Annotated in this window: 20 protein-coding genes and 1 riboswitch; of the genes, 12 read left to right on the forward strand and 8 right to left on the reverse strand. The window is 56.6% G+C overall.

Annotation, left to right across the window (positions count from 1 at the left end; all coding sequences use genetic code 11):
• Positions 1 to 50: 50 nt before the first annotated feature.
• On the reverse strand, positions 51 to 503 hold the full coding sequence (locus M989_RS14800) for an acetyltransferase (RefSeq protein WP_064546583.1): 453 nt from the start codon (positions 501 to 503) through the stop codon (positions 51 to 53).
• A 159-nt stretch (positions 504 to 662) separates the two neighbouring features.
• On the opposite strand from M989_RS14800, the gene metA reads away from it, so the two are divergent.
• The 4 genes from metA (at position 663) to aceK (ending at position 6,688) form a co-directional block, all read left to right on the forward strand.
• Positions 663 to 1,592, forward strand: coding sequence for a homoserine O-acetyltransferase MetA (metA, locus tag M989_RS14805; RefSeq protein WP_064546585.1), 930 nt, complete (start codon positions 663 to 665; stop codon positions 1,590 to 1,592).
• Positions 1,593 to 1,863: 271 nt separating this feature from the next.
• The gene (aceB, locus tag M989_RS14810; RefSeq protein ID WP_064546586.1) at positions 1,864 to 3,465 is read left to right on the forward strand and encodes a malate synthase A; all 1,602 of its coding nucleotides are present in this window, start codon (positions 1,864 to 1,866) and stop codon (positions 3,463 to 3,465) included.
• A 31-nt stretch (positions 3,466 to 3,496) separates the two neighbouring features.
• On the forward strand, positions 3,497 to 4,801 hold the full coding sequence (gene aceA / locus M989_RS14815; RefSeq protein WP_064546587.1) for an isocitrate lyase: 1,305 nt from the start codon (positions 3,497 to 3,499) through the stop codon (positions 4,799 to 4,801).
• Positions 4,802 to 4,903: 102 nt separating this feature from the next.
• Positions 4,904 to 6,688 (forward strand): bifunctional isocitrate dehydrogenase kinase/phosphatase, encoded by a 1,785-nt coding sequence (aceK, locus tag M989_RS14820; protein WP_064546589.1) that lies wholly within the window; start codon positions 4,904 to 4,906, stop codon positions 6,686 to 6,688.
• Between the two features lie 51 nt (positions 6,689 to 6,739).
• On the opposite strand, the gene iclR is transcribed toward aceK, so the two are convergent.
• On the reverse strand, positions 6,740 to 7,567 hold the full coding sequence (gene iclR, locus M989_RS14825; RefSeq protein WP_064546591.1) for a glyoxylate bypass operon transcriptional repressor IclR: 828 nt from the start codon (positions 7,565 to 7,567) through the stop codon (positions 6,740 to 6,742).
• Between the two features lie 198 nt (positions 7,568 to 7,765).
• Here iclR and metH point away from each other — a divergent pair, with 198 nt between their 5' ends.
• The gene (gene metH, locus M989_RS14830; protein ID WP_064546593.1) at positions 7,766 to 11,449 is read left to right on the forward strand and encodes a methionine synthase; all 3,684 of its coding nucleotides are present in this window, start codon (positions 7,766 to 7,768) and stop codon (positions 11,447 to 11,449) included.
• 217 nt (positions 11,450 to 11,666) lie between these two features.
• The gene (locus tag M989_RS14835; protein WP_064546595.1) at positions 11,667 to 13,298 is read left to right on the forward strand and encodes a Na/Pi cotransporter family protein; all 1,632 of its coding nucleotides are present in this window, start codon (positions 11,667 to 11,669) and stop codon (positions 13,296 to 13,298) included.
• A gap of 152 nt (positions 13,299 to 13,450) precedes the next feature.
• Here the strand turns inward: M989_RS14835 and pepE are convergent, their stop codons facing one another.
• The 3 genes from pepE to M989_RS14850 form a co-directional block, all read right to left on the reverse strand.
• Positions 13,451 to 14,140, reverse strand: coding sequence for a dipeptidase PepE (pepE, locus tag M989_RS14840; protein ID WP_064546597.1), 690 nt, complete (start codon positions 14,138 to 14,140; stop codon positions 13,451 to 13,453).
• Positions 14,141 to 14,355: 215 nt separating this feature from the next.
• A complete protein-coding gene (locus M989_RS14845; RefSeq protein ID WP_064546599.1) occupies positions 14,356 to 15,168 on the reverse strand; it encodes a shikimate 5-dehydrogenase in 813 nt (270 codons plus the stop codon).
• 21 nt (positions 15,169 to 15,189) lie between these two features.
• A complete protein-coding gene (locus tag M989_RS14850) occupies positions 15,190 to 16,113 on the reverse strand; it encodes a sugar-binding transcriptional regulator (protein ID WP_064546601.1) in 924 nt (307 codons plus the stop codon).
• Positions 16,114 to 16,332: 219 nt separating this feature from the next.
• Here M989_RS14850 and rluF point away from each other — a divergent pair, with 219 nt between their 5' ends.
• Positions 16,333 to 17,205 carry a 23S rRNA pseudouridine(2604) synthase RluF gene (gene rluF, locus M989_RS14855; protein WP_064546603.1) on the forward strand — a complete coding sequence of 291 codons (873 nt, stop codon included), beginning with the start codon at positions 16,333 to 16,335 and terminating at the stop codon, positions 17,203 to 17,205.
• On the opposite strand, the gene M989_RS14860 is transcribed toward rluF, so the two are convergent.
• The 3 genes from M989_RS14860 to lysC form a co-directional block, all read right to left on the reverse strand.
• Positions 17,202 to 17,474: a YjbD family protein gene (locus M989_RS14860; protein WP_064546605.1), complete on the reverse strand. Its 273-nt coding sequence runs from the start codon at positions 17,472 to 17,474 to the stop codon at positions 17,202 to 17,204. The genes rluF and M989_RS14860 overlap by 4 nt on opposite strands.
• Before the next feature lie 147 nt (positions 17,475 to 17,621).
• On the reverse strand, positions 17,622 to 18,548 hold the full coding sequence (panS, locus tag M989_RS14865) for a ketopantoate/pantoate/pantothenate transporter PanS (RefSeq protein WP_064546607.1): 927 nt from the start codon (positions 18,546 to 18,548) through the stop codon (positions 17,622 to 17,624).
• Positions 18,549 to 18,647: 99 nt separating this feature from the next.
• Entirely contained in the window at positions 18,648 to 19,997 is a 1,350-nt protein-coding gene (gene lysC / locus M989_RS14870; protein ID WP_064546609.1) for a lysine-sensitive aspartokinase 3, read from the reverse strand.
• 115 nt (positions 19,998 to 20,112) lie between these two features.
• Positions 20,113 to 20,310, reverse strand: a riboswitch (Lysine riboswitch).
• A gap of 245 nt (positions 20,311 to 20,555) precedes the next feature.
• Here lysC and pgi point away from each other — a divergent pair.
• The 5 genes from pgi (at position 20,556) to M989_RS14895 (ending at position 26,320) form a co-directional block, all read left to right on the forward strand.
• Positions 20,556 to 22,205: a glucose-6-phosphate isomerase gene (gene pgi, locus M989_RS14875; RefSeq protein ID WP_064546611.1), complete on the forward strand. Its 1,650-nt coding sequence runs from the start codon at positions 20,556 to 20,558 to the stop codon at positions 22,203 to 22,205.
• Positions 22,206 to 22,541: 336 nt separating this feature from the next.
• Entirely contained in the window at positions 22,542 to 22,787 is a 246-nt protein-coding gene (gene yjbE, locus M989_RS14880) for an exopolysaccharide production protein YjbE (protein ID WP_064546613.1), read from the forward strand.
• A gap of 76 nt (positions 22,788 to 22,863) precedes the next feature.
• Positions 22,864 to 23,490 (forward strand): YjbF family lipoprotein, encoded by a 627-nt coding sequence (locus M989_RS14885; RefSeq protein WP_416374487.1) that lies wholly within the window; start codon positions 22,864 to 22,866, stop codon positions 23,488 to 23,490.
• Positions 23,487 to 24,224 carry a capsule biosynthesis GfcC family protein gene (locus tag M989_RS14890; protein WP_064546617.1) on the forward strand — a complete coding sequence of 246 codons (738 nt, stop codon included), beginning with the start codon at positions 23,487 to 23,489 and terminating at the stop codon, positions 24,222 to 24,224. The genes M989_RS14885 and M989_RS14890 overlap by 4 nt, the downstream gene beginning before the upstream one ends.
• Positions 24,224 to 26,320 (forward strand): YjbH domain-containing protein, encoded by a 2,097-nt coding sequence (locus M989_RS14895; RefSeq protein WP_064546618.1) that lies wholly within the window; start codon positions 24,224 to 24,226, stop codon positions 26,318 to 26,320. Before M989_RS14890 ends, M989_RS14895 begins: the two co-directional genes overlap by 1 nt.
• Positions 26,321 to 26,342: the final 22 nt, after the last annotated feature.

Here is a 26,342-nt window from a genome sequence, read left to right on the forward strand (position 1 = left end):
GAAAAAGTGGTGGACCTCCGGGGCTCGCTGCGCTCGCCCGGATGAGGCAGTTAAGCCGGCTCCGCTGATGCACTACAATAACGTAAATGCAGTAGCGGATAAGGTCTCCCATGATCGTCCGTCTCCGACCGCCCGGTCACGGCAAACCCCATCTTCTGGTAGAACCCTACTGCCTGCCCATTCTGTTCGTTCACGTCGGTGGTCAGATCGGGGATCAGCGATAACGCATGTTCAACCAGCTTTCGTCCCACGCCGGTACCTCGAGCATCCGGATCGACAAACAGTGCTTCCAGATGGTGCTCTGACAGCAGCATAAATGCTAAAGGCACATTATTGTTATCTACCGCCACCCAAAGCGGCGCCTCAGGTAAAAATGTCCGTACCTGTACCTCAATTTCCGCTCTATCCTGCGCGGACAAGAAATTATGCGTCGCATCCACCGAACGACACCATATTTCCACTAACCGTTCGCCTTCATGGCGCTGTGAACGTCGAATAACCACTTCATTTACTCCCTTTCGAATCGTTTCCGCATTCTACCGCAATCGTAATTGAAACTTTCTCACCTTTAACATGCAGACTCGACATTTCACTGAATTCTGGGTATCGTTAGGTGTCTGGATGTCTAAACGTTTATACGTATGCTGTGAGGTAATAAGGTTATGCCGATTCGGGTGCAGGACGAGCTACCAGCCGTCAAGTTCTTGCGTGATGAGAACGTCTTTGTGATGACCACGTCACGTGCTACAGGTCAGGAAATTCGTCCTCTGAAGGTGCTGATCCTGAACCTTATGCCGAAGAAGATAGAGACAGAAAACCAGTTCTTGCGTTTGCTGTCAAACTCTCCGCTACAGCTGGATATCCAGCTACTGCGTATTGATGCGCGTGAATCGCGTAATACGCCAACTGAGCATTTGAATAATTTTTACTGTAATTTCGACGACATTCGCGACCAGAACTTCGATGGGCTGATCGTTACCGGTGCGCCGCTTGGCCTGGTCGAATTTAATGATGTTGCCTACTGGCCGCAGATTCAGCAGGTGCTGGAGTGGGCTAAAGATCACGTCACATCGACGCTGTTTGTCTGTTGGGCGGTACAAGCCGCGCTGAATATTCTGTACGGGATCCCTAAGCAAACCCGCGACGACAAGCTCTCTGGCGTTTACGAGCACCACATTCTTCACCCTCATGCCCTGCTAACCCGTGGTTTTGACGATACTTTCCTGGCACCGCATTCCCGCTACGCCGACTTCCCTGCGAAGCTGATTCGTGATTTTACCGACCTGGAAATCCTCGCGGAAACCGCTGACGGCGACGCCTATCTGTTTGCCAGCAAAGATAAACGCATCGCTTTCGTGACGGGCCATCCGGAATACGATGCGCACACCCTGGCGAGTGAATATTTCCGCGATGTGGATGCCGGCCTGAGTCCGGAAGTGCCCTATAACTATTTCCCTAAAGATGACCCGCAAAACAAACCGCGTGCTACCTGGCGTAGCCACGGTAACCTTCTGTTTGCGAACTGGCTCAACTACTACGTCTACCAGATCACACCGTACGATCTGCGGAATATGAATCCAACGTTGGATTGATCCGCTACTCATCACGATCCTAAAGCGTTTCAGCATACTCAATCAGGCACCTTCGGGTGCCTTTTTTGTTTCCGAAATACACCCCACTCAGTCATAAATTTTTAATTCTAATCTAATCAATATGTTGTGATTATTTTAATTTAAAAATGGAAATTGTTTTTGTTTTTTTAATTTTATTGATTAGGCTTAAAAATGTTGAGCGAAAACTACACAACGATCTTCCGCTCACCTGACGGGGAAACTATTCGGATCACGCACGAGGAGCTACACCATGACACAACAGGCCACAACAACCGATGAACTGGCTTTTCTGAAGCCTTCTGGCGAGCAGGAACAGCAGGTTTTGACTGCGGAAGCGGTGGAATTTCTGACCGAACTCGTGACCCGATTTACACCAAAACGTAATAAGCTGCTGGCTGCACGCATTCAACAACAACAGGATATCGACGACGGCAAGCTGCCAGATTTTATTTCGGAAACCGATTCCATTCGTAATGGAAATTGGCAGATACGCGGAATTCCTGCCGATCTGCAGGACCGTCGGGTTGAAATTACCGGTCCCGTTGAGCGCAAAATGGTGATTAACGCCCTGAACGCTAACGTCAAAGTGTTCATGGCCGATTTTGAAGACTCATTAGCGCCGGACTGGAACAAAGTGATCGAAGGGCAGATCAACCTGCGTGACGCGGTCAACGGCACCATCAGCTACACCAACGAAGCAGGGAAAATCTATCAGCTCAAACCGAACCCCGCGGTATTGGTTTGTCGCGTACGCGGCCTGCACCTGCCGGAAAAACACGTCACCTGGCGCGGCGAAGCCATTCCGGGTAGCCTGTTTGACTTTGCGCTGTACTTTTTCCACAACCACAAAGCGCTGTTAGCCAAAGGCAGCGGCCCCTATTTCTACCTGCCGAAAACCCAGGCGTGGCAGGAAGCGGCCTGGTGGAACGATGTGTTCTGCTATGCCGAGGATCGCTTCAATCTGCCGCGCGGTACCATCAAGGCCACGCTGCTGATTGAAACCTTGCCAGCCGTGTTCCAGATGGACGAAATTCTCCACGCCCTGCGCGACCATATTGTTGGCCTGAACTGTGGCCGTTGGGATTACATCTTCAGCTATATCAAAACGTTGAAGAACCACCCGGACCGCGTTTTGCCGGATCGTCAGGTCGTCACCATGGACAAGCCGTTCCTCAGTGCCTACTCACGGCTGTTGATTAAAACCTGTCACAAGCGCGGCGCGTTCGCGATGGGCGGTATGGCGGCGTTTATTCCTCACAAAGATGCCGAGCGCAACGCGCAGGTGCTGAATAAGGTGAAGGCGGATAAATCACTGGAAGCCAATAACGGCCATGATGGTACCTGGGTTGCCCACCCCGGTCTCGCTGATACCGCCATGGCGGTGTTTAACGAGGTGCTGGGCGATCGCCCGAACCAGCTCTCTGTTTCCCGCGCCACCGACGCGCCGATAACCGCAGAACAGCTGCTGGCACCGTGCGACGGTGAGCGTACCGAAGAGGGGATGCGCGCCAATATTCGCGTGGCGGTCCAGTACATCGAGGCGTGGATCTCCGGCAACGGCTGCGTACCGATTTATGGCCTGATGGAAGATGCGGCCACCGCTGAAATCTCCCGTACCTCTATCTGGCAGTGGATCCATCACCAGAAAACCCTCAGCAACGGCAAACCGGTGACCAAGCCGCTGTTCCGCCAGATGCTGGCCGAAGAACTGCAGGTGATTAAAGGCGAGCTGGGCGAGGCTCGCTTCAACGGCGGTCGTTTTAACGATGCCGCGCGCCTGATGGAGCAAATCACCACCTCCGACGAACTGATCGACTTCCTGACCCTGCCGGGCTACCGCCTGCTGGCGTAATCCACCACATAACAATATGGAGCATCTGCACATGAAAACTCGTACTCAACAAATCGAAGTATTACAACAAGAATGGACGCAGCCACGTTGGGAAGGCATCAAGCGTCCGTACAGCGCGGAAGAAGTGGTGAAACTGCGCGGGTCGGTCAACCCAGAGTGTACGCTGGCCCAGCTGGGCGCGGCCAGAATGTGGCGCCTGCTGCACGGTGAAGCGAAAAAAGGCTACGTTAACAGCCTTGGCGCGCTGACCGGCGGCCAGGCGTTACAGCAGGCAAAAGCCGGTATTGAGGCCATTTATCTCTCGGGCTGGCAGGTGGCCGCGGACGCCAACCTGGCATCAAGTATGTACCCGGATCAATCGCTCTATCCTGCGAACTCAGTGCCTGCGGTGGTCGATCGGATCAACAACACTTTCCGTCGTGCGGATCAGATCCAGTGGGCGAACGGTATCGAGCCAAACGATCCGCGCTACGTTGATTATTTCCTGCCGATCGTTGCCGATGCGGAAGCGGGTTTCGGCGGCGTGCTGAACGCCTTTGAACTGATGAAATCGATGATTGCGGCCGGTGCAGCGGCGGTACACTTCGAAGATCAGCTGGCGTCGGTGAAGAAATGCGGCCATATGGGCGGCAAAGTGCTGGTACCCACGCAGGAGGCGGTTCAGAAACTGGTGGCCGCGCGCCTGGCGGCTGATGTCATGGGCGTACCGACCCTGCTGATTGCCCGTACCGATGCCGACGCGGCGGACCTTATCACCTCCGACTGCGACCCGTACGATAGCGACTTCATTACCGGCGAGCGCACCAGCGAAGGCTTCTACCGTACTCGCGCAGGCATTGAGCAGGCGATCAGCCGTGGCCTGGCGTACGCACCGTACGCCGACCTGGTGTGGTGTGAAACCTCCACGCCGGACCTGGAGCTGGCGAAGCGCTTTGCCGATGCGATTCACGCGAAATATCCAGGCAAACTGCTGGCCTACAACTGCTCGCCGTCGTTCAACTGGCAGAAAAAGCTGGACGACAAAACCATCGCCAGCTTCCAGCAGCAGCTGTCTGATATGGGCTACAAATACCAATTCATCACGCTGGCCGGCATCCACAGCATGTGGTTCAACATGTTCGACCTGGCGCACTCTTACGCGCAGGGTGAAGGGATGAAGCACTACGTTGAGAAGGTTCAGCAGGCAGAATTCGCGGCGGCGAAAGATGGCTACACCTTCGTTTCTCACCAGCAGGAGGTTGGCACCGGCTACTTCGATAATGTCACCACCATTATTCAGGGCGGAACCTCCTCGGTGACCGCGCTGACTGGTTCAACCGAAGAATCGCAGTTCTGATTTATGCCCGGTGGCGCTGCGCTAACCGGGCCTACAACGACATGTAGGCCGGATAAGCGAATGCGCCATCCGGCATGACTCGGTGCCGGATGGGGATAAATAATGACGCGAGGCCTGGAATTACTGATTGCGCAGACCATTTTGCAGGGATTTGACGCCCAGTACGGACGTTTTCTGGAAGTGACTTCCGGCGCACAGCAGCGGTTTGAACAGGCCGACTGGCATGCCGTGCAGCAGGCGATGAAAAGCCGTATCCATCTGTACGACCATCACGTGGGGTTGGTGGTCGAACAGCTGCGCTGCATGACCGACGGCAAAAGCACTGACGCCGATTTTTTGCTGCGCGTAAAGGCGCAGTACACCCGGTTGCTGCCGGATTACCCTCGCTTCGAGATTGCGGAGAGCTTTTTTAATTCCGTCTATTGTCGGTTATTTGACCACCGCTCGCTGAGTCCCGAGCGGTTATTTATTTTCAGCTCGCAGCCCGAGCGCCGCTTTCGCGCGATTCCCCGACCGCTCGCCAAGGATTTCTTCCCGGACGCTGGCTGGGAAGCGGTGATTTTCAAAATGCTCAGCGATTTACCCCTGCGTCTGCCCTGGCAGAATAAGTTTCGCGACGTGGGCTATATCATGGCGCATCTGAGCGAAACGCTGGACGTCGAGACGCTGCGCGAGTCGCACCTGCAAATTGCTAATGAGCTATTTTATCGCAACAAAGCTGCATGGCTTATTGGAAAGCTGATCACACCGAGCGGCACGCTACCGTTTCTCATTCCCATTCATCGTACCGATGAAGGCGAGTTGTTTGTCGATACCTGCCTGACCACCACGGTCGAGGCCAGCATCGTCTTCGGTTTTGCCCGCTCCTATTTTATGGTGTACGCGCCGCTGCCTGCGGCTCTGGTGGAATGGCTGCGCGAAATCCTGCCCGGCAAAACCACCGCCGAGCTCTATATGGCGATTGGTTGTCAGAAGCACGCCAAAACGGAAAGCTATCGTGAATACCTGAACTACATCGCCAATGCCAATGAGCAATTTATTGAAGCGCCGGGCATTCGCGGCATGGTGATGCTGGTGTTTACCCTGCCGGGCTTCGACCGGGTGTTTAAAGTCATTAAAGACAAATTTGCCCCGCAGAAAGAGATGACCGCCGCGCACGTCCGGGCCTGCTACCAGCTGGTGAAAGAGCACGACCGCGTCGGGCGCATGGCCGATACCCAGGAGTTTGAGAATTTTGTCCTCGAAAAGCGACAAATTGACCCGGCGCTGATGGCGCTGTTATTGCAGGAAGCGCCAGAGAAAATCGTCGATATGGGCGATAAAATTGCCATTAGCCATCTGTATATTGAACGGCGGATGGTGCCGCTCAATCTCTGGCTGGAACAGGTAGAAGGGCAACCGCTACGCGACGCGATTGAAGAATACGGAAACGCTATCCGCCAGCTTGCTGCCGCCAATATCTTCCCAGGCGACATGCTGTTTAAGAATTTCGGCGTGACCCGGCACGGACGCGTGGTGTTCTACGATTATGATGAGATTTGTTATATGACGGAGGTGAACTTCCGCGATATACCGCCGCCGCGCTATCCGGAGGACGAGCTGGCGAGTGAGCCGTGGTACAGCGTGTCGCCGGGCGATGTGTTCCCGGAGGAGTTTCGCCACTGGCTGTGCGCCGACCCGCGTATCGGGCCACTGTTTGAAGAGATGCACGCCGACCTGTTTAGCGCCGACTACTGGCGCGGGCTGCAAACGCGTATCAAGAATGGGCACGTGGAGGATGTTTACGCCTACCGACGTCGCCAGCGGTTCAGCGTGCGTTATGAAACCGACCGTAGGCCGGATAAGGCGCTTTCGCCGCCATCCGGCGAGGTGCGCCGATCTGCCTGATGGCGCTACGCTTATCAGGCCTACCGAGAATGCCCCAACGGGGCATTTTGTTTATTTAATCCCGCCGTAGGCCAGCGTCACCTCTTTCGCCGCTTTAATCACCATCGCGCCAAACTCGGTCACGCGGTCATCGGTAATGCGGGAAATCGGCCCGGAAATGGAGATGGCGGCAAACGGCTCGCGGTGTTCGTCATAAATACACGACGCCACGCAGCGTAGCCCCAGCGCATGCTCTTCATCATCAAACGAATAGCCGCGCTTACGCGTCTGGGCCAGGTCGTCCTTCAGATGTAACGGCGACACCAGCGTCGCATGCGTGTAAGCATGCAGACCCTTGCGGTGCAGCAGGCTGGTTACCTGTTCCTCGCTGAGCTGCGATAAAAAGGCTTTCCCGGCGCCAGAGGCGTGCATTGGCAGCTTGCCGCCAATCGGTGCGGACATGCGCATCAGCTGCGTACACTGCACCTGATCGATAATAATGGCCTGATGATCGCTCTTATCGAGCACTGCCAGGTTAACCGTCTCACCGGAATCTTCCATCAGTTGGCGCAGAATGGGGTGCACAATCGCCAGCAGATTACGACTTTGCAGGAAGCTGCTGCCCACGATAAACGCATGCGCGCCCACCGCCCAATGGCCCAGTTCGCCAACCTGACGCACGAAGCCCAACTGCTGCATGGTGGTGAGTAAACGGTGGGTCGTGGAGTTAGGAAGGCCAGCCTGCTGCGCCAGCTCGGTGAGCGCCACGCTGCTGTGTGATTCGGCGATCCACTCTAACAGTTTGAGGCCGCGGGTGAGCGACTGCACCTGGCCCGTTGCGGCGGCAGTAGTTGCCGGGGCGGGTTTTCTACCGCGTTTTGCAGGAACGTTGGCGACCATCGCAACTCCTTTCTGTATCGTGGAAATTATTTTCGTTTTTATTGATTATAATACAACCGTTCGTCTTACTGCTCCGATGAGTCATGTTGAACATGTCTCATGTAGACCGCTGTTCTCTTTTCCGCCACCCCGCTTTATGCCAGTATGGTCTATTGCCTATTTGGGTCTGGATTTCGTAGAGCGGTGTCGGGAGTGCCTGTGAGCAGCAAAGTGGAGCAACTGCGTGCGCAGTTAAATGAACGTATTCTGGTTCTGGATGGGGGCATGGGCACCATGATCCAGGGCTATCGTCTGAGCGAGCAGGACTTCCGCGGCGAACGCTTCGCCGACTGGCCTTGCGACCTGAAGGGGAACAACGACCTGCTGGTGCTCAGCAAGCCGGAGGTGATCGCGGCTATCCATCACGCCTATTTCGAGGCGGGGGCGGATATCATCGAAACCAACACCTTTAACTCCACGACCATCGCCATGGCCGATTACCAGATGGAATCGCTGTCGGCGGAAATCAACTTTGCGGCGGCGAAGCTGGCACGCGCGGCGGCCGACGAATGGACGGCGCGTACGCCGAACAAACCGCGCTACGTCGCGGGCGTGCTCGGCCCAACCAACCGTACGGCGTCTATCTCGCCGGATGTCAATGACCCGGCGTACCGCAACATTACTTTCGATCAGCTGGTGGCCGCCTACCGCGAATCCACCAAAGCGCTGGTGGAAGGGGGCAGCGACCTGATCCTGATTGAAACCGTCTTCGACACCCTCAACGCCAAAGCGGCGGTGTTTGCGGTGAAAGAAGAGTTTGAAGCGCTGGGCGTTGATCTGCCGATCATGATTTCCGGCACCATTACCGACGCTTCGGGCCGTACGCTCTCCGGTCAAACTACCGAAGCGTTCTATAACTCCCTGCGTCACGCCGACGCCCTGACCTTTGGTCTCAACTGCGCCCTCGGCCCGGACGAGCTGCGCCAGTACGTGCAGGAGCTGTCACGCATTGCCGAATGCTACGTCACCGCGCACCCGAACGCCGGGCTGCCGAACGCTTTCGGCGAGTACGACCTCGACGCCGACACCATGGCGACGCAAATCCGCGAATGGGCCGAAGCGGGCTTCCTCAACGTGGTTGGCGGCTGCTGTGGCACCACGCCGGAGCATATCGCTGCGATGAGCCGGGCGGTAGACGGTTTACCGCCGCGCAAGTTACCAGAAATCCCGGTCTCCTGCCGCCTGTCCGGCCTGGAGCCGCTGAACATTGGCGACGATAGCCTGTTTGTGAACGTCGGCGAACGTACCAACGTCACCGGTTCGGCGAAGTTTAAGCGCCTGATCAAAGAAGAGAAATACAGCGAAGCGCTGGATGTCGCCCGTCAGCAGGTCGAAAGCGGCGCGCAGATTATCGATATCAACATGGATGAGGGGATGCTCGACGCTGAAGCGGCGATGGTGCGTTTCCTCAACCTGATTGCCGGCGAGCCGGATATCGCCCGCGTGCCGATTATGATCGACTCCTCGAAATGGGAAGTTATCGAAAAAGGGCTTAAGTGCATTCAGGGTAAAGGCATCGTTAACTCCATCTCAATGAAAGAGGGTGTGGAGACCTTTATCCATCACGCGAAGCTGCTGCGTCGCTACGGCGCCGCGGTGGTGGTGATGGCTTTTGACGAGCAGGGACAAGCCGACACCCGCGAACGCAAAATTGAGATTTGCCGCCGAGCCTACAAAATTCTCACCGAAGAGGTGGGTTTCCCGCCGGAAGACATTATCTTCGACCCGAATATCTTCGCCGTCGCCACCGGTATTGAAGAGCACAACAACTACGCGCAGGACTTTATCGGCGCCTGTGAGGACATCAAACGCGAGCTGCCGCACGCGCTGATTTCCGGCGGTGTGTCTAACGTTTCCTTCTCGTTCCGCGGCAATGACCCGGTACGTGAAGCTATCCACGCGGTCTTCCTCTATTACGCCATCCGCAACGGCATGGACATGGGCATCGTCAACGCCGGACAGCTGGCTATCTACGACGATCTCCCGGCAGAACTGCGCGACGCGGTTGAAGACGTGATCCTCAACCGCCGTGAAGATGGTACCGAACGTTTGCTGGAACTGGCCGAGAAATATCGCGGCAGTAAAACCGACGAGGCCGCCAACGCCCAGCAGGCGGAATGGCGCAGATGGGACGTCAAAAAGCGTCTCGAATACTCGCTGGTAAAAGGCATTACCGAATTTATCGAACTCGACACCGAAGAGGCGCGCCAGCAGGCCGCACGCCCGATTGAGGTGATCGAAGGGCCGCTGATGGACGGCATGAACGTGGTCGGCGACCTGTTCGGCGAGGGCAAAATGTTCCTGCCGCAGGTGGTGAAATCCGCCCGCGTGATGAAGCAGGCTGTGGCCTACCTCGAACCGTACATTGAAGCCAGCAAAGAAAAAGGCTCCAGCAACGGCAAGATGGTCATCGCCACCGTGAAAGGCGACGTGCACGATATTGGTAAAAATATCGTCGGCGTGGTGCTGCAGTGTAATAACTACGAAATCATCGATCTCGGCGTGATGGTGCCAGCGGATAAAATCCTCAAAACGGCGAAAGAGGTGAACGCGGACCTGATCGGCCTCTCCGGCCTGATTACCCCGTCGCTGGATGAAATGGTCAACGTGGCAAAAGAGATGGAGCGCCAGGGCTTCACCATCCCACTGCTTATTGGCGGCGCGACAACGTCGAAAGCGCACACCGCGGTGAAAATTGAGCAGAACTACAGCGGCCCGACGGTTTACGTCCAGAACGCTTCGCGTACCGTAGGCGTGGTAGCGGCGCTGCTCTCCGACGCTCAGCGCGATGATTTTGTTGCCCGTACGCGCAAAGAGTATGAAACCGTACGTATTCAGCACGGGCGTAAGAAACCGCGTACCCCGCCGGTCACGTTAGCCGCCGCGCGGGAAAACGATCTCGCGTTTGACTGGGAAAGTTACACCCCGCCGGTCGCACATCGTTTAGGCGTGCAGGAAGTCGAGGCCAGCATCGAAACGCTGCGCAATTACATCGACTGGACGCCGTTCTTTATGACCTGGTCGCTGGCCGGAAAATTCCCGCGCATCCTCGAAGATGAAGTGGTGGGGGAAGAGGCAAAGCGCCTGTTTAAAGACGCCAACGACATGCTGGACCAGCTGAGCGCCGGGAAATCCCTCAACCCGCGCGGCGTCGTTGGCCTGTTCCCGGCTAACCGCGTCGGCGATGACGTGGAAATCTATCGCGATGAAACGCGTACGCAGGTGCTGACCGTGAGCCGTCATCTGCGCCAGCAGACCGAGAAAGTGGGCTTTGCCAACTACTGTCTGTCGGACTTCGTCGCGCCGAAAACCTCCGGTAAAGCGGACTATATCGGTGCCTTTGCCGTCACCGGCGGGCTGGAGGAAGATGCGCTGGCCGACGCGTTTGAAGCGCAGCACGATGATTACAACAAGATCATGGTGAAGGCGATTGCCGACCGCCTGGCGGAAGCCTTTGCCGAGTACCTGCACGAGCGCGTGCGTAAGGTTTACTGGGGCTACGCGCCGAACGAAAACCTGAGCAACGATGAACTGATCCGCGAAAACTACCAGGGTATTCGCCCGGCGCCGGGCTACCCTGCGTGTCCGGAGCACACCGAAAAAGGCACTATCTGGCAGTTACTGGACGTTGAAAAACACACCGGCATGAAGCTGACCGAGTCCTTCGCCATGTGGCCTGGCGCGTCGGTTTCCGGCTGGTATTTCAGTCACCCGGACAGTAAGTACTACGCAGTCGCGCAGATTCAGCGCGATCAGGTTGAGGACTACGCGCAGCGTAAAGGGATGAGCGTAGCGGAAGTGGAGCGCTGGCTGGCGCCAAACCTGGGTTATGATGCCGACTGATTCACAGAATCGTCATCTTTCCTTACAACTAACAGGGCGCTCTATGAGCGCCCTGTCTCTTTATCGCGCGTAAACCCTTATACTGAAAGAAGGCCGTTGCCGGATGGCGTAAACGTCTTATCTGGCCTACAGAAGGATGATTTGTAGGTCTGATAAGCGCAGCGCCATCAGGCATACGAACCTCAGGAACCTATAACAATAAGGAGAAGCTGATTCCGTGTTAACTCTGCTACACCTGCTTTCCGCCGTCGCGCTGTTGGTGTGGGGTACCCATATCGTGCGCACCGGCGTGATGCGTGTATTTGGCGCGCGTCTGCGTACCGTGCTTAGCCGCAGCGTGGAGAAAAAGCCGCTCGCCTTCTGTGCGGGTATCGGCGTTACCGCGCTGGTACAAAGCAGCAATGCCACCACCATGCTGGTGACATCCTTTGTTGCCCAGGATCTCGTGGCCCTGACGCCCGCGCTGGTGATCGTGCTTGGCGCCGACGTGGGGACCGCGCTGATGGCGCGTATCCTGACCTTCGATCTCTCGTGGCTGTCGCCGCTGCTGATTTTTATCGGTGTGACCTTCTTCCTGGGCCGCAAGCAAACCCGCGAAGGGCAGTTGGGCCGCGTGGGTATCGGCCTGGGGCTGATTCTGCTGGCGCTGGAGCTGATTGTGCAGGCGGTCACGCCCATCACTCAGGCCAACGGCGTGCAGGTGATTTTCGCGTCGCTGACCGGTGATATTCTGCTGGATGCGCTGATTGGCGCCGTGTTTGCCATTATCAGCTACTCGAGCCTGGCCGCCGTACTGCTGACCGCCACGCTGACCACCGCCGGGGTGATCTCCTTCCCGGTGGCGCTGTGTCTGGTGATTGGCGCCAACCTGGGGTCGGGCCTGTTGGCCATGCTCAACAACAGCGCCGCTAACGCCGCCGCGCGCCGTGTGGCGCTGGGTAGCCTGCTGTTTAAGCTGGTGGGCAGCCTGATTATTCTGCCGTTTGTCCACGTGCTGGCGACCACCATGCAGAAGCTGCCGCTGGCGGAATCTGAACTGGTTATCTACTTCCACGTCTTCTACAACCTGATTCGCTGCGTGGCGATGGTGCCGTTTGCCGAGCCGATGGCGCGCTTCTGTAAACGCCTGATCCGCGATGAGCCAGAGCTGGAAGCGCACCTGAAGCCCAAACATCTGGATGTGACTGCACTCGATACCCCCACGCTGGCCCTGGCCAACGCCGCACGTGAGACGCTGCGCATCGGTGATGCCACCGAGCAGATGCTGGACGGGCTGAAGAAGGTAATGCACGGCGAGCCGCGTGAAGAGAAAAACCTGCGCAAACAGGCGGATGATATCAACGTGCTCTACACCGCCATCAAGCTCTACCTGGCGCGAATGCCGAAAGACGAGCTGGCGGAAGAGGAGTCCCGCCGCTGGGCGGAGATTATCGAAATGTCGCTCAACCTTGAACAGGCTTCGGATATTATCGAGCGTATGGGCAGCGAGATTGCCGACAAATCGCTGGCCGCGCGCCGCGCCTTCTCGGTAGAAGGGCTGAAGGAGCTGGAGGCGCTGTATGAGCTGTTGTTAAGCAATTTGCAGTTGGCGATGTCGGTCTTCTTTGCCGGTGACGTTACCAGCGCCCGCCGCTTGCGCCGCAGCAAGCACCGGTTCCGCATTCTGAATCGCCGCTACGCGCACGCGCACGTCGATCGTCTGCATCAGCAGAACGTACAAAGTATTGAAACCAGTACTCTGCACCTGGCGTTGCTGGGCGATATGCAACGTCTGAACTCGCTGTTCTGCTCGGTAGCCTACAGCGTGCTGGAGCAGCCAGACGAAGACGATGAGCGCGACGATTATTAGCGTAATAGCGTAAACCCGGCCTCGGCTGGGCTAGCTTGTAGGCCGGATAAGGCGTTCACGCCGCCATCCGGCAATGTCCGCCGAATGGCCTGATGGCGCTGCGCTTATCAGGCCTACGGTTTGTAGCCCTACGCCGACCCCGGGTTTAAGGCTCAGAAGCGATGCCCTTCTTCCAGCGCCACGGCTTCCTCACCCGCTTTAAATACATAGGTGGTACGCGGCCCGCCGAGCGTCGCCTCGCCGTTGGCTACCTCAATCCAGTTGCCTTCCGGCAGGCCAATCACCGTTAACTCAGGCGCAACAACCAACAGCTCGCGAATACGCTGCTCTCGGGTTTCGCCTTTATGGCCTTCCGGCAGGGCGTTAGTGAAGTGCGGGTTAATCTGCAGCGGGAACAGCCCCAGCGCATCAAAGCCCTTTGGATCGACAATCGGCATATCGTTGGTGGTACGGATGGTCTGGCAGGCGAGGTTCGCACCCGCGCTCCAGCCCACGTACAGCGCACCGCGCTTCACCACGTCGACAATCGGTGCCAGCAGCCCACGCTCGCGGCTCTCTTTCAGCAACTGGAAGGTATTGCCGCCGCCGACGATAATCAGCTCGGCATTTTCAATCGCGGAGATAGGGTCTGCCACGCTATGGATACCGGTGACCGTCACGCCCAGCGGCGCCATAACCGCGGCGGTTTTTGCCGTGTACTCGTCCCAGGTCTGCGTCACGCCAGCAAAAGGAATAAACACCGCGCGACGGCGGCCATTGAGCCGCGCCTCAATCAGCGGCAGCGCGTGTTCCAGCCAGGCTTTGCCCGGCAGCGTTGAGTTACTCAGCAGAAGTAAGTCCATCATTTCTCCTATCTATCAGAAATTATCAATCAGGGCGGCATGTTACCACCCTGCGTCAGACAGCTTACTGATATAGTTCACGATGTTGCCGCAAAGAGTCAGGAAGAGGGCACGCAGAAGGCCGCTGTAGGTCGGATAAGCGCAGCGCCATCCGACAATCTGCACGCCGGATGACGCTTCGCTTATCCGGACTACCGTTGACGTTACGCTATCGATTATCCCGCTCTGGCAAACGCCGCCGCTTCAGCAACCAGCGCATCGTCAGGCCGCACCCCGGTGTACATCACAAACTGTTCCACTGCCTGCAGGGCAATCACTTCGGCACCGCTAATGGTCTTTTTCCCCAGGCGCTGGGCGAGCTGAATGACCGGCGTTTCCGGCGGCAGGGCCACCACGTCGAACACCACGCTGGCGCGTGAGACCATCGCTTCACTAAAGGCAAGCTGCTCGTGCTCTTTTCCGCCCGCCATGCCGATAGGCGTCACGTTGACCAGAATATCGATACCGTCGGCTTGTGGCTGCGCCTGCCACTGGAATCCGTACTGTTTTGCCAGCGCGGTACCGTTGGCTTCATTGCGGGCGGCGATAATCACGTTGCTAAAGCCTGCGTCGCGGAAGGCGGCAATCACCGCTTTACCCATCCCGCCGCTGCCCTGAATCATCACGTGGGCTGTGGTATCGAGCTGGTGGCTGACAATCAGGCTTTTTACCGCGATGTAGTCGGTGTTAAACCCGGTCAGATGGCCGTTGTCATTGACGATGGTGTTGACGGAATCGATAACCCTGGCCGACGGATCGATAGCATCCAGAAACGCCATGCAGCTTTCTTTAAACGGCATCGACACCGCGCAGCCGCGAATGCCCAGCGCACGAACGCCTTTCACCGCCGCCTCAATATCCTGCGTGGTAAAGGCTTTATAGATAAAATTCAGCCCCAGTTTTTCATACAGATAGTTATGAAAGCGCGTGCCAAAGTTGCCGGGGCGGCCGGCAAGCGACATGCACAGCTGGGTATCACGGTTAATCATGGTCATGTCCTCGTCAAAGTCTTACTGCACTAAATATTCTGCGGTGGCCCGGTCGGTGACCAGCGCGTTGATATGCTGCCCGCGCAGCGCGCCAAGGATGGCGGCGTGCTTCTCTTCGCCGCTCGCCAGGCCGATGACATAGCGGGCCTGCTTTAAGATGGTGAGCTCAATGGAGAGCGTTTTTTCCTGCATCGCGGTAGCAATAGGCGTGCCGTCAGCGGCAAAAAAGCGTGAACAGATATCCCCAGACACCTGAAGCGCCTCTAGTTCATCGCTCTGCGCATTGCCGTAAAACGCCTGCCAGTTGGTGGCATGACGAATGGCGGGCGAACCGATGCCCACCACGGCGATGTCCAGCCGCTGCCAGTAGTCGGCCAGCGTCTGAAAATGCTGAGATTGCATAATGCCCTGGCGAATCAGCGGGTTATCCAGCAGAGCCGGAAAATCAGCGAGATACGACTCGCCTTTGAGCCGCGTGGCGGCGCTGTAGGTCAGCGTGTTGACGTGATAGCGGCTCGGAAGCTTACCGGACGGCCCGCCAACGATAGGCACGCACACCAGCGGGCGAGGCTGGCTGGACTGCGGTAATGCCTCGACCAGCGCGCTGACCGCGCGTCCCCAGCCGAACCCAATGACGGCGTTCGGCGACAGTAGCCGTTCAAACAGCTGCGCGCCATAGGCTCCGGCCTCGCTCTCCAGCGGTGCGACAACGGCCTCTTTCAGGCCAAATTTCTGTTTTAGTCGCTCTTCCAGCCACAGGCTATCGTTGTAGTCATAGTTGATGGCGATGGTCACCACGCCCAGGTCGCGTCCGCGTTTGAGCAGGCGGCTGATGGTGGTGCGGTAAATCCCCAGTTCGTGGGCGATTTGCGCCTGCGTCATCTCCTGCTCGTAATAAAGCTGGGCAATTTTCACGATCAGGCGGATATCGTCGCTGTTTTCCATCGAAGTCGCTGGCTCCTGCACATATGTGCAAAACGTAAAAACGGGCTCTCGATCTGGTATAGCGCCGTCATGCAGGGAGTTCAAGCATATTTGCGGAAACGCTGTCAGCCGTAGGGATGCACTTATGTGCTAAATCGACGTGATGAAAAAAAGGATTTGTCGCGGACTATTTTTTCTCACCCGCAAGGTGAGGTATATTTCGCTGCCAAAGGAGAACTTATGCTGACAGACTCATCAACCCGATTAAATAAATATATCAGCGAAAGCGGTATCTGCTCGCGCCGCGAGGCGGATCGCTTTATTGAACAAGGCAACGTCTTTATCAACGGTAAGCGTGCCACGATAGGCGATCAGGTGAAGCCGGGCGACGTTGTGAAAGTCAACGGTCGGTTGATTGAGCCGCGTGAAGCGGATGATTTAGTGCTGATTGCGCTGAATAAGCCTGTCGGTATCGTCAGCACCACCGAAGACGGCGAACGTGACAACATCGTCGACTTCGTTAACCATAGTAAACGAATCTTCCCGATTGGCCGTCTGGATAAAGATTCTCAGGGGCTGATTTTCCTCACCAACCATGGCGATCTGGTCAATAAGATCCTGCGTGCGGGTAACGACCACGAAAAAGAGTATCTGGTCACGGTCGATAAGCCCGTTACCGATGAGTTTATTCGCGGCATGGGCGCGGGTGTGCCGATTCTCGGTACGGTAACCAAAAAATGTAAGGTTAAGAAAGAAGCGCCGTTTGTGTTTCGTATCACGTTGGTTCAGGGCTTGAACCGGCAGATTCGCCGCATGTGCGAACACTTTGGTTATGAAGTGACTAAGCTTGAGCGTACGCGCATTATGAACGTTAGCCTGACGGGCATCCCGCTGGGCGAGTGGCGCGACCTGACGGACGATGAGCTGATCGACCTCTTCAAGCTGATTGAAAACTCTTCTTCCGAAGCCAAACCAAAAGCGAAAGCCAAGCCGAAAACGGCGGGCATTAAGCGCCCGGTGGTGAAGATGGAGAAAACCAGCGATAAGCCAGCTCGCCCGGCGGGTAACGGTAAACGCTTCACCGCGCCGGGACGTAAAAAGAAAGGGCGTTAACGTCTGCCGCGCGTCGGCGTATTCGCCGACCAGGAAAACGAACTCTCGGAATCCGGTTTATAAGCCTGCTGTTTCTTCAACTGGCGGGCTTTTTTTGCGTCTGCTTCACGCTGTACCATCAGCTTATCGATGTACTCCTTTTTCACGCTGTTGGTCTCTGCGTTGGTCAGCGGACGGCCATGCGCAATGCGCGCGCGGTCGAGCAGCGTTTTCAGCTCGCGCTGTTCGCGCTCGGTCATCTCTTTTTGCGTAATGCGGGGGAGTGCCATAGGGGTGCCCTCAATCGGATGGTGCAACCAGTGTACGGCAAAGGTGAGAGGCTGTGTAGGCCGGATAAGGCGTTTACGCCGCCATCCGGCAATGTGCTTGCAGTGTGCCCGATGGCGCTTCGCTTATCGGGCACACAGCTACAGCGGTTATTGTTGCTTTTTCTTCTCGATAGGTTTCCCGGACCAGTATCCCGCCAGCAGCGAACCTGACAGGTTATGCCACACCGAGAACAGCGCGCCCGGCAGTGCAGCCAGCGGCCCGAAGTAGATTTTACCCAGCGCCGCGGCGAGGCCAGAATTTTGCATCCCCACTTCAATCGCCAGTGTGCGGCAGGTCGATTCGTCAAAGCCAAACAGGCGTCCGCCCCAGTAACCGCCGAGCAGGCCAATGGTGTTGTGCAGAATCACCGCGATAATCACCACGAAGCCAACCGAGGCAATATGCGAGGCGGAACCGGCGACGACCGCGCTGATGATCGCCAGAATGCACAGCATTGAGAAGGCGGGGAGATAGGGCTCTACCGCTTTCACCACGCGCGGGAACAGGTGATGAATCACCAGACCGAGCGCAATCGGAATCACCACAATTTGCAGGATACTCAGCAGCATACCCATGACATCGACCTGAATATGGGCATCCACATACAACCGGGTCAGTAGCGGCGTGGCGACCACGCCAACCAGCGTGGAGACCGACGAGATGGTGACGGACAGCGCTACGTCACCTTTCGCCAGATAGATCATCACGTTAGACGCCGTTCCGCTGGCAACGCTACCCACCAGCACCATCCCGGCGGACAGCTCCGGCGGCATATGGAAAGCCAGCGCCAGCAGCCAGGCGGCAAGCGGCATCACCAGGTAGTGCAGGAAAATCCCCGCCGCCACCGGCGCAGGGCGCGACAGTACGCGCTTAAAATCATCCACCTTAAGATGCACGCCCATGCCGAACATAATCAGCATCAGCAGCGAGGGAACCAGCGGCCCGATAGGCGTGAAGGTGGTTGGTATGAAGTAGGCAATAACAGAGAGCAGCAGCGCCCATAACGGGAACAGCCGGGTGATAACGGCGAGCATGTTGTATTCCTTGCAATATATTGGTGTTGTGTTGTGTTTTTATAGAAAAAAGCCGGGTTCGAGCCCGGCTATAGTTATTATTTATCGCGTGGTGGAATATTATTCAAACAAATTATGGTGAAGTTTCTGCACCACCTGCTCCGCTTCGGCGCCTGGCACCAGGAAACACAGGTTGTGGCTGGATGCGCCGTAGCAGATCATGCGAATGTTGAACGGCTCCAGCACGCCAAACACCTCTTTACCCACGCCGCAGGCTTTCGACAGGTCGTTACCAATCAGCGCGATCAGCGCCAGATTTTCTTCCACCTCGACGCGACACAGCGCCGACAGCTCCATCAGCAGTGACTGCGTCAGCAACGTATCGCCGGTTGAGGTCGACCCCGTGGTATCGAGCGTCAGCGCGACGCTGACTTCTGAGGTGGTGATCAGATCCACCGAAATATTGTGGCGCGCCAGGATGCCGAATACCTCTGCGAGGAAACCGCGCGAGTGCAGCATGTTCAGGCTGTGCAGGGTCAGCAGCGTCTGCTTGCGGCGCAACGCCAGCGCGCGGAACAGCGGTGGATTAGCGGTTTCGTTGCACACCAATGTGCCGCCCGCTTTTGGATCTTTACTCGACCCCACAAATACCGGGATGTCGCTGCGTACGGCAGGCAGCAGCGTGGCCGGGTGCAGCACTTTCGCGCCGAAGGTCGCCAGCTCGGCGGCCTCTTCAAACGCGATTTCATCAATACGTTTGGCTGCCGGTACCACGCGCGGATCGGTGGTATAGATGCCAGGGACGTCGGTCCAGATATCCACGCGGGTCGCGTGCAGCGCTTCGCCGAGCAGTGCAGCGGTGTAGTCGCTGCCGCCGCGGCCAAGCGTAGTGGTGCGGCCTTTGCTCTCGCTGCCGATAAAGCCCTGGGTAATCACCAGGCCTTCGCTCAGACGCGGCGCCAGCTGCTGGGTCGCCAGCTCTGAAAGCGCGGCAACGTCCGGCTCGGCGCGGCCAAAGCGGTCGCTGGTACGCATGACTTTACGCACGTCAAACCACTGTGCGGCAACCTGACGTTCACGCAGAATTTCAACGAATAAAAGGGTCGACATCAACTCACCGTGGCTGACCAGCTCGTCAGTTAGCGCGGTTGAGGTTTCTGCCGAGGCGGCTTCCGCCAATGCCGTGAGGTTTTCCAGCAGACGTTCGATTTCGTCGCGGATCACGGCCGGATTGGCCAGACGTTCCAGTACGGCGTTCTGAATGGCGCGGATAGCGTCCAGTTTCGCCTGACGTTCCGCGGGCTCCAGCCCTTCGGCCAGTGCAACCAGCAGATTGGTGACGCCGGCCGAAGCAGACAGCACAACGAGACGTACGTTAGCGTCGGAGAGCACCACGTCGGCGCTGCGATTCATAGCGTCAAAATCGGCTACGCTGGTTCCGCCAAATTTGGCGACTACTAATGCTGTCATAAATAACCTCGTGTCAGGGGAGGCCGGGTTTACGTAAACCGGACCAAATTATTCAGCCTTGGCACAAGGGAAGAGCGGAAGACGGGTGGGCGCAGAGCAATAAACAACTACGATATCACCCAGAAGTGCTCCACCACTTGTGAAACGCGCGACTGCGAACGTTTCTGGTGACAACCCAGGGGATTCAGCCCCTGTAGCCGATGATGAACGCAACCTGTTGTTCACGCATCTCGGCGTTGCTCCCCCTCAGGTGTTTTCACAGGATGGGTTCCTCCAACACCGTTTACCTGGGCAACGCGCCTCTTCTGGCCTGCGCACGCGCAGGTAGTACATTTATAAATAAAGGGTTAGCGGGTCGCTTGTCAACGCCGGGGTTATGCGGATTTTTCATGCAGGCGAGCCCCACAGAAACGGGGCTTATAAAGACTATACTTTTGTCTGTTTTGTGCACGATTTTGTCACCCGGAGGGGGGGATAACATTAAAACCATCACAATTTTTTGTGACAGGCGCTACAATCGAGGACAGTTTCGATTCTTAAATCAGAAGGGTATTGCTAATGAAAAACATCAACCCAACGCAGACCGCTGCGTGGCAGGCACTACAGAAACACTTCGATGAAATGAAGGACGTTACCATTGCGGAACTGTTCGCCAAAGATGGCGACCGTTTTAGCAAGTTTTCCGCAACCTTCGACGATCAGATGCTGGTGGACTTCTCCAAAAACCGCATCACCGAGGAAACGCTGGCGAAGCTGCTGGATCTGGCAAAAGAGACCGATCTGAGCGGCGCGATTAAGTCCATGTTCTCCGGCGAAAAGATCAACCGCACCGAAGACCGTGCCGTGCTGCACGTAGCGCTGCGTAACCGCAGCAATACCCCGATTATCGTTGACGGCAAAGACGTGATGCCGGAAGTGAATGCGGTGCTGGAGAAAATGAAGACTTTCTCTGAAGCCATCATCTCGGGTCAGTGGAAAGGCTACACCAGTCAATCCATTACCGACGTGGTAAACATCGGTATCGGCGGCTCCGACCTTGGCCCGTTCATGGTGACCGAAGCGCTGCGCCCGTACAAAAATCACCTCAACATGCATTTCGTGTCCAACGTTGACGGTACCCACATCGCCGAAGTTTTGAAAACGCTGAACCCGGAAACCACCTTGTTCCTGGTGGCGTCCAAAACCTTCACGACTCAGGAAACCATGACCAACGCCCACAGCGCGCGCGACTGGTTCCTGGCGAGCGCGGGCGACCAGAAGCACGTGGCCAAACACTTTGCGGCGCTGTCCACCAATGGTAAAGCGGTGGGTGAGTTCGGTATCGATACCGCGAACATGTTCGAGTTCTGGGACTGGGTTGGCGGTCGTTACTCTCTGTGGTCGGCAATCGGTCTGTCGATTATCCTGTCCGTAGGATTCGACAACTTCGTGCAGCTGTTGTCCGGCGCGCATGCGATGGACAAACACTTCTCCACCACCCCGGCGGAGAAAAACCTGCCGGTACTGCTGGCGCTGGTTGGCATCTGGTACAACAATTTCTTCGGCACCGAAACTGAAGCGATTCTGCCGTACGACCAGTACATGCACCGCTTTGCAGCCTACTTCCAGCAGGGCAACATGGAGTCAAACGGTAAGTACGTTGACCGTAACGGTAATAAAGTGGAACACCAGACTGGTCCAATCATCTGGGGCGAACCGGGCACCAACGGCCAGCACGCGTTCTACCAGTTGATTCACCAGGGCACCAAAATCGTACCGTGCGATTTCATCGCCCCGGCCATCAGCCACAACCCGCTGTCCGACCACCATCCGAAGCTGCTGTCGAACTTCTTCGCCCAGACCGAAGCGCTGGCGTTCGGTAAATCCCGCGAGGTGGTTGAGCAGGAATACCGCGATCAGGGTAAAGATCCGGCAACTCTGGACTACGTGGTGCCGTTCAAAGTGTTCGAAGGCAACCGTCCGACCAACTCCATCCTGCTGCGCGAAATCACCCCGTACAGCCTGGGGGCGCTGATCGCCATGTACGAACACAAAATCTTCACCCAGGGCGCTATCCTCAACATCTTCACCTTCGACCAGTGGGGCGTTGAGCTGGGCAAACAGCTGGCAAACCGTATCCTGCCGGAGCTGAACGATGATAGCGCAATCGACAGCCACGACAGCTCAACCAATGGCCTGATCAACCGCTATAAATCCTGGCGCGCGTAAGGTTATATATTCTCAATGCCGGCATCATGCCGGCATTTTTTTGTCAGATAATTCTGTATATCCTTAAATTCCGCATTATATTTATATTGAGCATAATCCTAAATATCCCATTAACTCACCCGTTCTTTCAGACTTTCCGTATATTGAAAATTATTTTAAGTGCCGCAAGACACTGTTTTGTATGGCTATTAATATTTATTGATTTATATTTTCTTATTATCTGAAAAATCTTCTCCCTATTTCCATCGTGCGAATTCCGTTCATTTGGTTGTGTATACTCGATGACGCCTGAATTATTTCAGGTATATCTCCATTCATCTAATGAAGGGAAAATGTATGAAGAAAATCCTCTATGGCCTTGTTGCCATATCGGCGTTTGCTGCGGCAAGCGTCAGCGCGGCACCGGTAGAAACCGGGGAAGCGGCTGGCGTAGCGGCAACGTCTGTGTCTGCCGGGAGTTCAACCGCCACCAGCGCCAGCACCGTCGGTTCTGCGGTTGGTATGGCGCTGGCAGCGGCTGGCGGCGATGGTTCCAATACCGGAACCACGACCACAACCAGCACGACCACCAGTACCCAGTAACACGCGGTACTTTAATGCTAACCACACTTCGGTGTGGTTATTTTGCCCCTGGAGAAGAAGCGCCGTGAAGCGACTTATGATTCCTCTTTTTTGCCTGCTGCTTCAGGCGTGTTCACCCAGCACCAAGGGGCTGGGGCAATCGTTATGGAGCAGCGTGTTTGGTGCGTCGGGCGTACAGCTGACCGATGACGACATTCAAAATATGCCCTACGCCAGTCAGTACATGCAATTGAACGGCGGCCCGCAGATTTTTGTCGTGCTGGCCTTCTCGGAAAACGGTCAGCAGAAATGGCTCACGCAGGACCAGGCGATGCTGGTGACTCAGCGTGGTCGTCTGGTGAAAACGCAGCTCGCGGGCGATAACCTGCTGACGGTGAATAACCTTGATAACGATCCGCTGGCGCATCCCAATCAAATAACCGATGGCACGCGCTGGACCCGCACGATGGGCTGGACGGAACACCAACAGGTACGCTACGCCACGGCGACCTCCACTTTCCGCTGGGACGGCAGCGATACGCTGACGATAGGCAGTGAGAGTACGGCGGTGCGCGTACTGGAAGAAGAGGTAACCACCTCCGAAGCCCATTGGCGTAACCGCTATTGGGTGGACAGCGACGGGCAGATTCGCCAGTCGGAGCAATACCTTGGCGCAGGCACTTTCCCGGTGAAAACCACGCTTATCAAGGCGGCAAAATCATGAAAAAAACGTTAATTGCCGCCGTGATGCTGAGCGTCATATCCGCTACCGCGCAGGCGGCAGGCACCATTGAAGTCCATCAGGAAGGGGTGGCGAAACCGCTGACATTGACCAACGCCGAGCGTCTGGTAGACCTTGTGGGCCAACCGCGACTGGCAGGAAGCTGGTGGCCCGGTGCGGTGATTGCCACGCCGCAGGCAACGGCCAAAGCGGAACGTGAACACCAGGCGCTGCTGGCGCAGCTTGCGGCGCTGGCGGCAGATGAAGGAGGAAGTACCGCCGGCGCGATCAACGCCCTGCGAAATCAACTCCAGGCCATGCCGGTCACAGGCCGCCTGCGGGTACCGCTCGATCCGGATACGGTGCGAGTACATGCCGAAAATAATCCCCCGCTACAGGGGAACTATACCCTGTGGTTAGGGCATGAGCCGTCGACCATTACGCTGGTCGGGCTGATTGATAAGCCCGGAACGGTGACCTTTACGCCGGGACGCGATGTTGCCAGCTACCTCAATGATATCAATCTGCTGAGCGGCGCGGACCGCAGCTACGCCTGGGTGATTTATCCGGATGGGCGTACGCAGAAAGCGCCGGTCGCGTACTGGAATAAACGTCATATTGAACCCATGCCCGGTAGCCTTCTTTTTGTCGGCTTTGCTGACTCGTTGTGGACGAATAAATATGAGGCGCTCAACGCCGACATTCTTCGCTCCCTGTCGCAGCGGAGACCTGAATAATGCCTAAAAAATGTCTATATAGCCTGCTGGCTCTGGCGGTCAGTGCGGCCTGTCATGCTGAAACCTATCCCGCGCCGATTGGCCCATCGCAGTCAGATTTCGGCGGCGTGGGCCTGTTGCAAACCCCCACCGCACGTATGGCGCGTGAAGGTGAGTTCAGCCTTAACTATCGCGATAACGACCAGTATCGCTACTACTCCGCTTCGGTGCAGTTGTTCCCGTGGCTGGAGACGACCCTGCGCTACACCGACGTGCGCACCAAAAAATACAGCAGTGTTGAAGCGTTCTCCGGTTCGCAGACCTACAAAGACAAAGCCTTCGACGTGAAGCTGCGGCTGTGGGAAGAGAGCTACTGGCTGCCGCAGGTAGCGGTCGGCGCACGGGATATCGGCGGTACCGGACTGTTCGATTCGGAATATGTTGTGGCCAGTAAGGCCTGGGGACCGTTTGATTTCACCCTTGGTTTAGGCTGGGGCTACCTGGGCACCAGCGGTAACGCCACAAACCCGTTCTGCTCCTACAGCGATAAATACTGCTATCGCGACAACAGCTACCGTAAGGCTGGCTCTGTCGACGGCAGCCAGATGTTCCACGGCCCGGCGGCCTGGTTTGGCGGGATTGAATATCAGACGCCGTGGCAACCGCTGCGCTTAAAGCTGGAATATGAAGGCAACAACTACCAGCAGGATTTTGCTGGCAAGATTGAGCAAAAAAGCAAGGTTAACGTCGGCGCCATTTATCGCGTCACCGACTGGGCCGACGTCAACCTTAGCTATGAGCGCGGCAACACCGTGATGTTCGGTTTTACCCTGCGCACGAACTTCAACGATCTACGTCCTTCCTATAACGATAACGCGCGTCCGGCCTACCGACCACAGCCGCAGGATGCCATTCTTCAGCACTCGGTGATGGCCAATCAGCTGACGCAGTTGAAGTACAACGCCGGCTTTGCCGCGCCGAATATGCAGGTGAAAGGCGATACTCTCTATGTGACCGGCGAGCAGGTGAAATATCGTGACTCCCGGGAGGGAATCGAACGCGCCAATCGGATCGTCATGAACGATCTTCCTGAAGGGATCCGTACGATCCGTATTACCGAAACGCGCCTTAACCTGCCTGAAGTGACGACGGAAACCGACGTCGCCAGCCTGAAGCGTCATCTGGAAGGTGAGCCGCTCGGGCAAGAGACGCCGCTGGCGCAAAAACGCGTGGCGCCGATCGTGCCGGAGAAAACGGAACAGGGCTGGTATATCGACAAATCACGCTTTGATTTCCATCTCGACCCGGTACTCAGCCAGTCCATCGGGGGGCCGGAAAGTTTCTACATGTATCAGGTTGGGGTAATGGGCACGGCGGACTGGTGGGTGACCGACCACCTGCTGACCAGCGGTAGCCTGTTTGCCAACATCGCCAACAACTATGACAAGTTTAACTACACCAATCCGCCGAATGATTCGACGCTGCCGCGCGTGCGTACACATATTCGTGACTATGTAGAAAACGATGTCTATGTGAATAACCTGCAGGCTAACTACTTCCAGTATCTGGGCAACGATTTCTACGGCCAGGTGTACGGCGGCTATCTGGAAACCATGTACGGCGGCGCGGGGGCGGAAGTGCTGTATCGCCCGGTTGATAGCAACTGGGCATTCGGCCTGAACGCCAACTATGTGAAGCAGCGTGACTGGCGCAGCGCGCAGGATATGATGAAGTTTACCGACTATAGCGTGAAGACCGGCCACCTGACCGCCTACTGGACGCCGTCGTTCGCGCAGGATGTGCTGGTGAAAGCCAGCGTTGGGCAGTATCTGGCGGGAGACAAGGGCGGCACGTTGGATATCTCTAAACACTTCGACAGCGGCATTGTGGTTGGGGCTTATGCCACCATTACCAACGTGTCGGCGGATGAGTACGGCGAGGGCGAATTCACCAAAGGGGTCTATGTGAATATCCCGATGGATCTCTTCACCTCTGGCCCAACGCGCAGCCGCGCGTCTATCGGCTGGACGCCGCTGACCCGCGACGGTGGCCAAATGTTGGGGCGCAAGTTCGAGCTGTATAACATGACTGGCGATAAGAGTCTGAACTTCCGCTAACGCTGCTGTAGCCCGGATGAGG

Origin of the sequence: Kluyvera georgiana ATCC 51603, from assembly GCF_001654985.1 — a bacterium.
Lineage (GTDB): Bacteria > Pseudomonadota > Gammaproteobacteria > Enterobacterales > Enterobacteriaceae > Kluyvera > Kluyvera georgiana.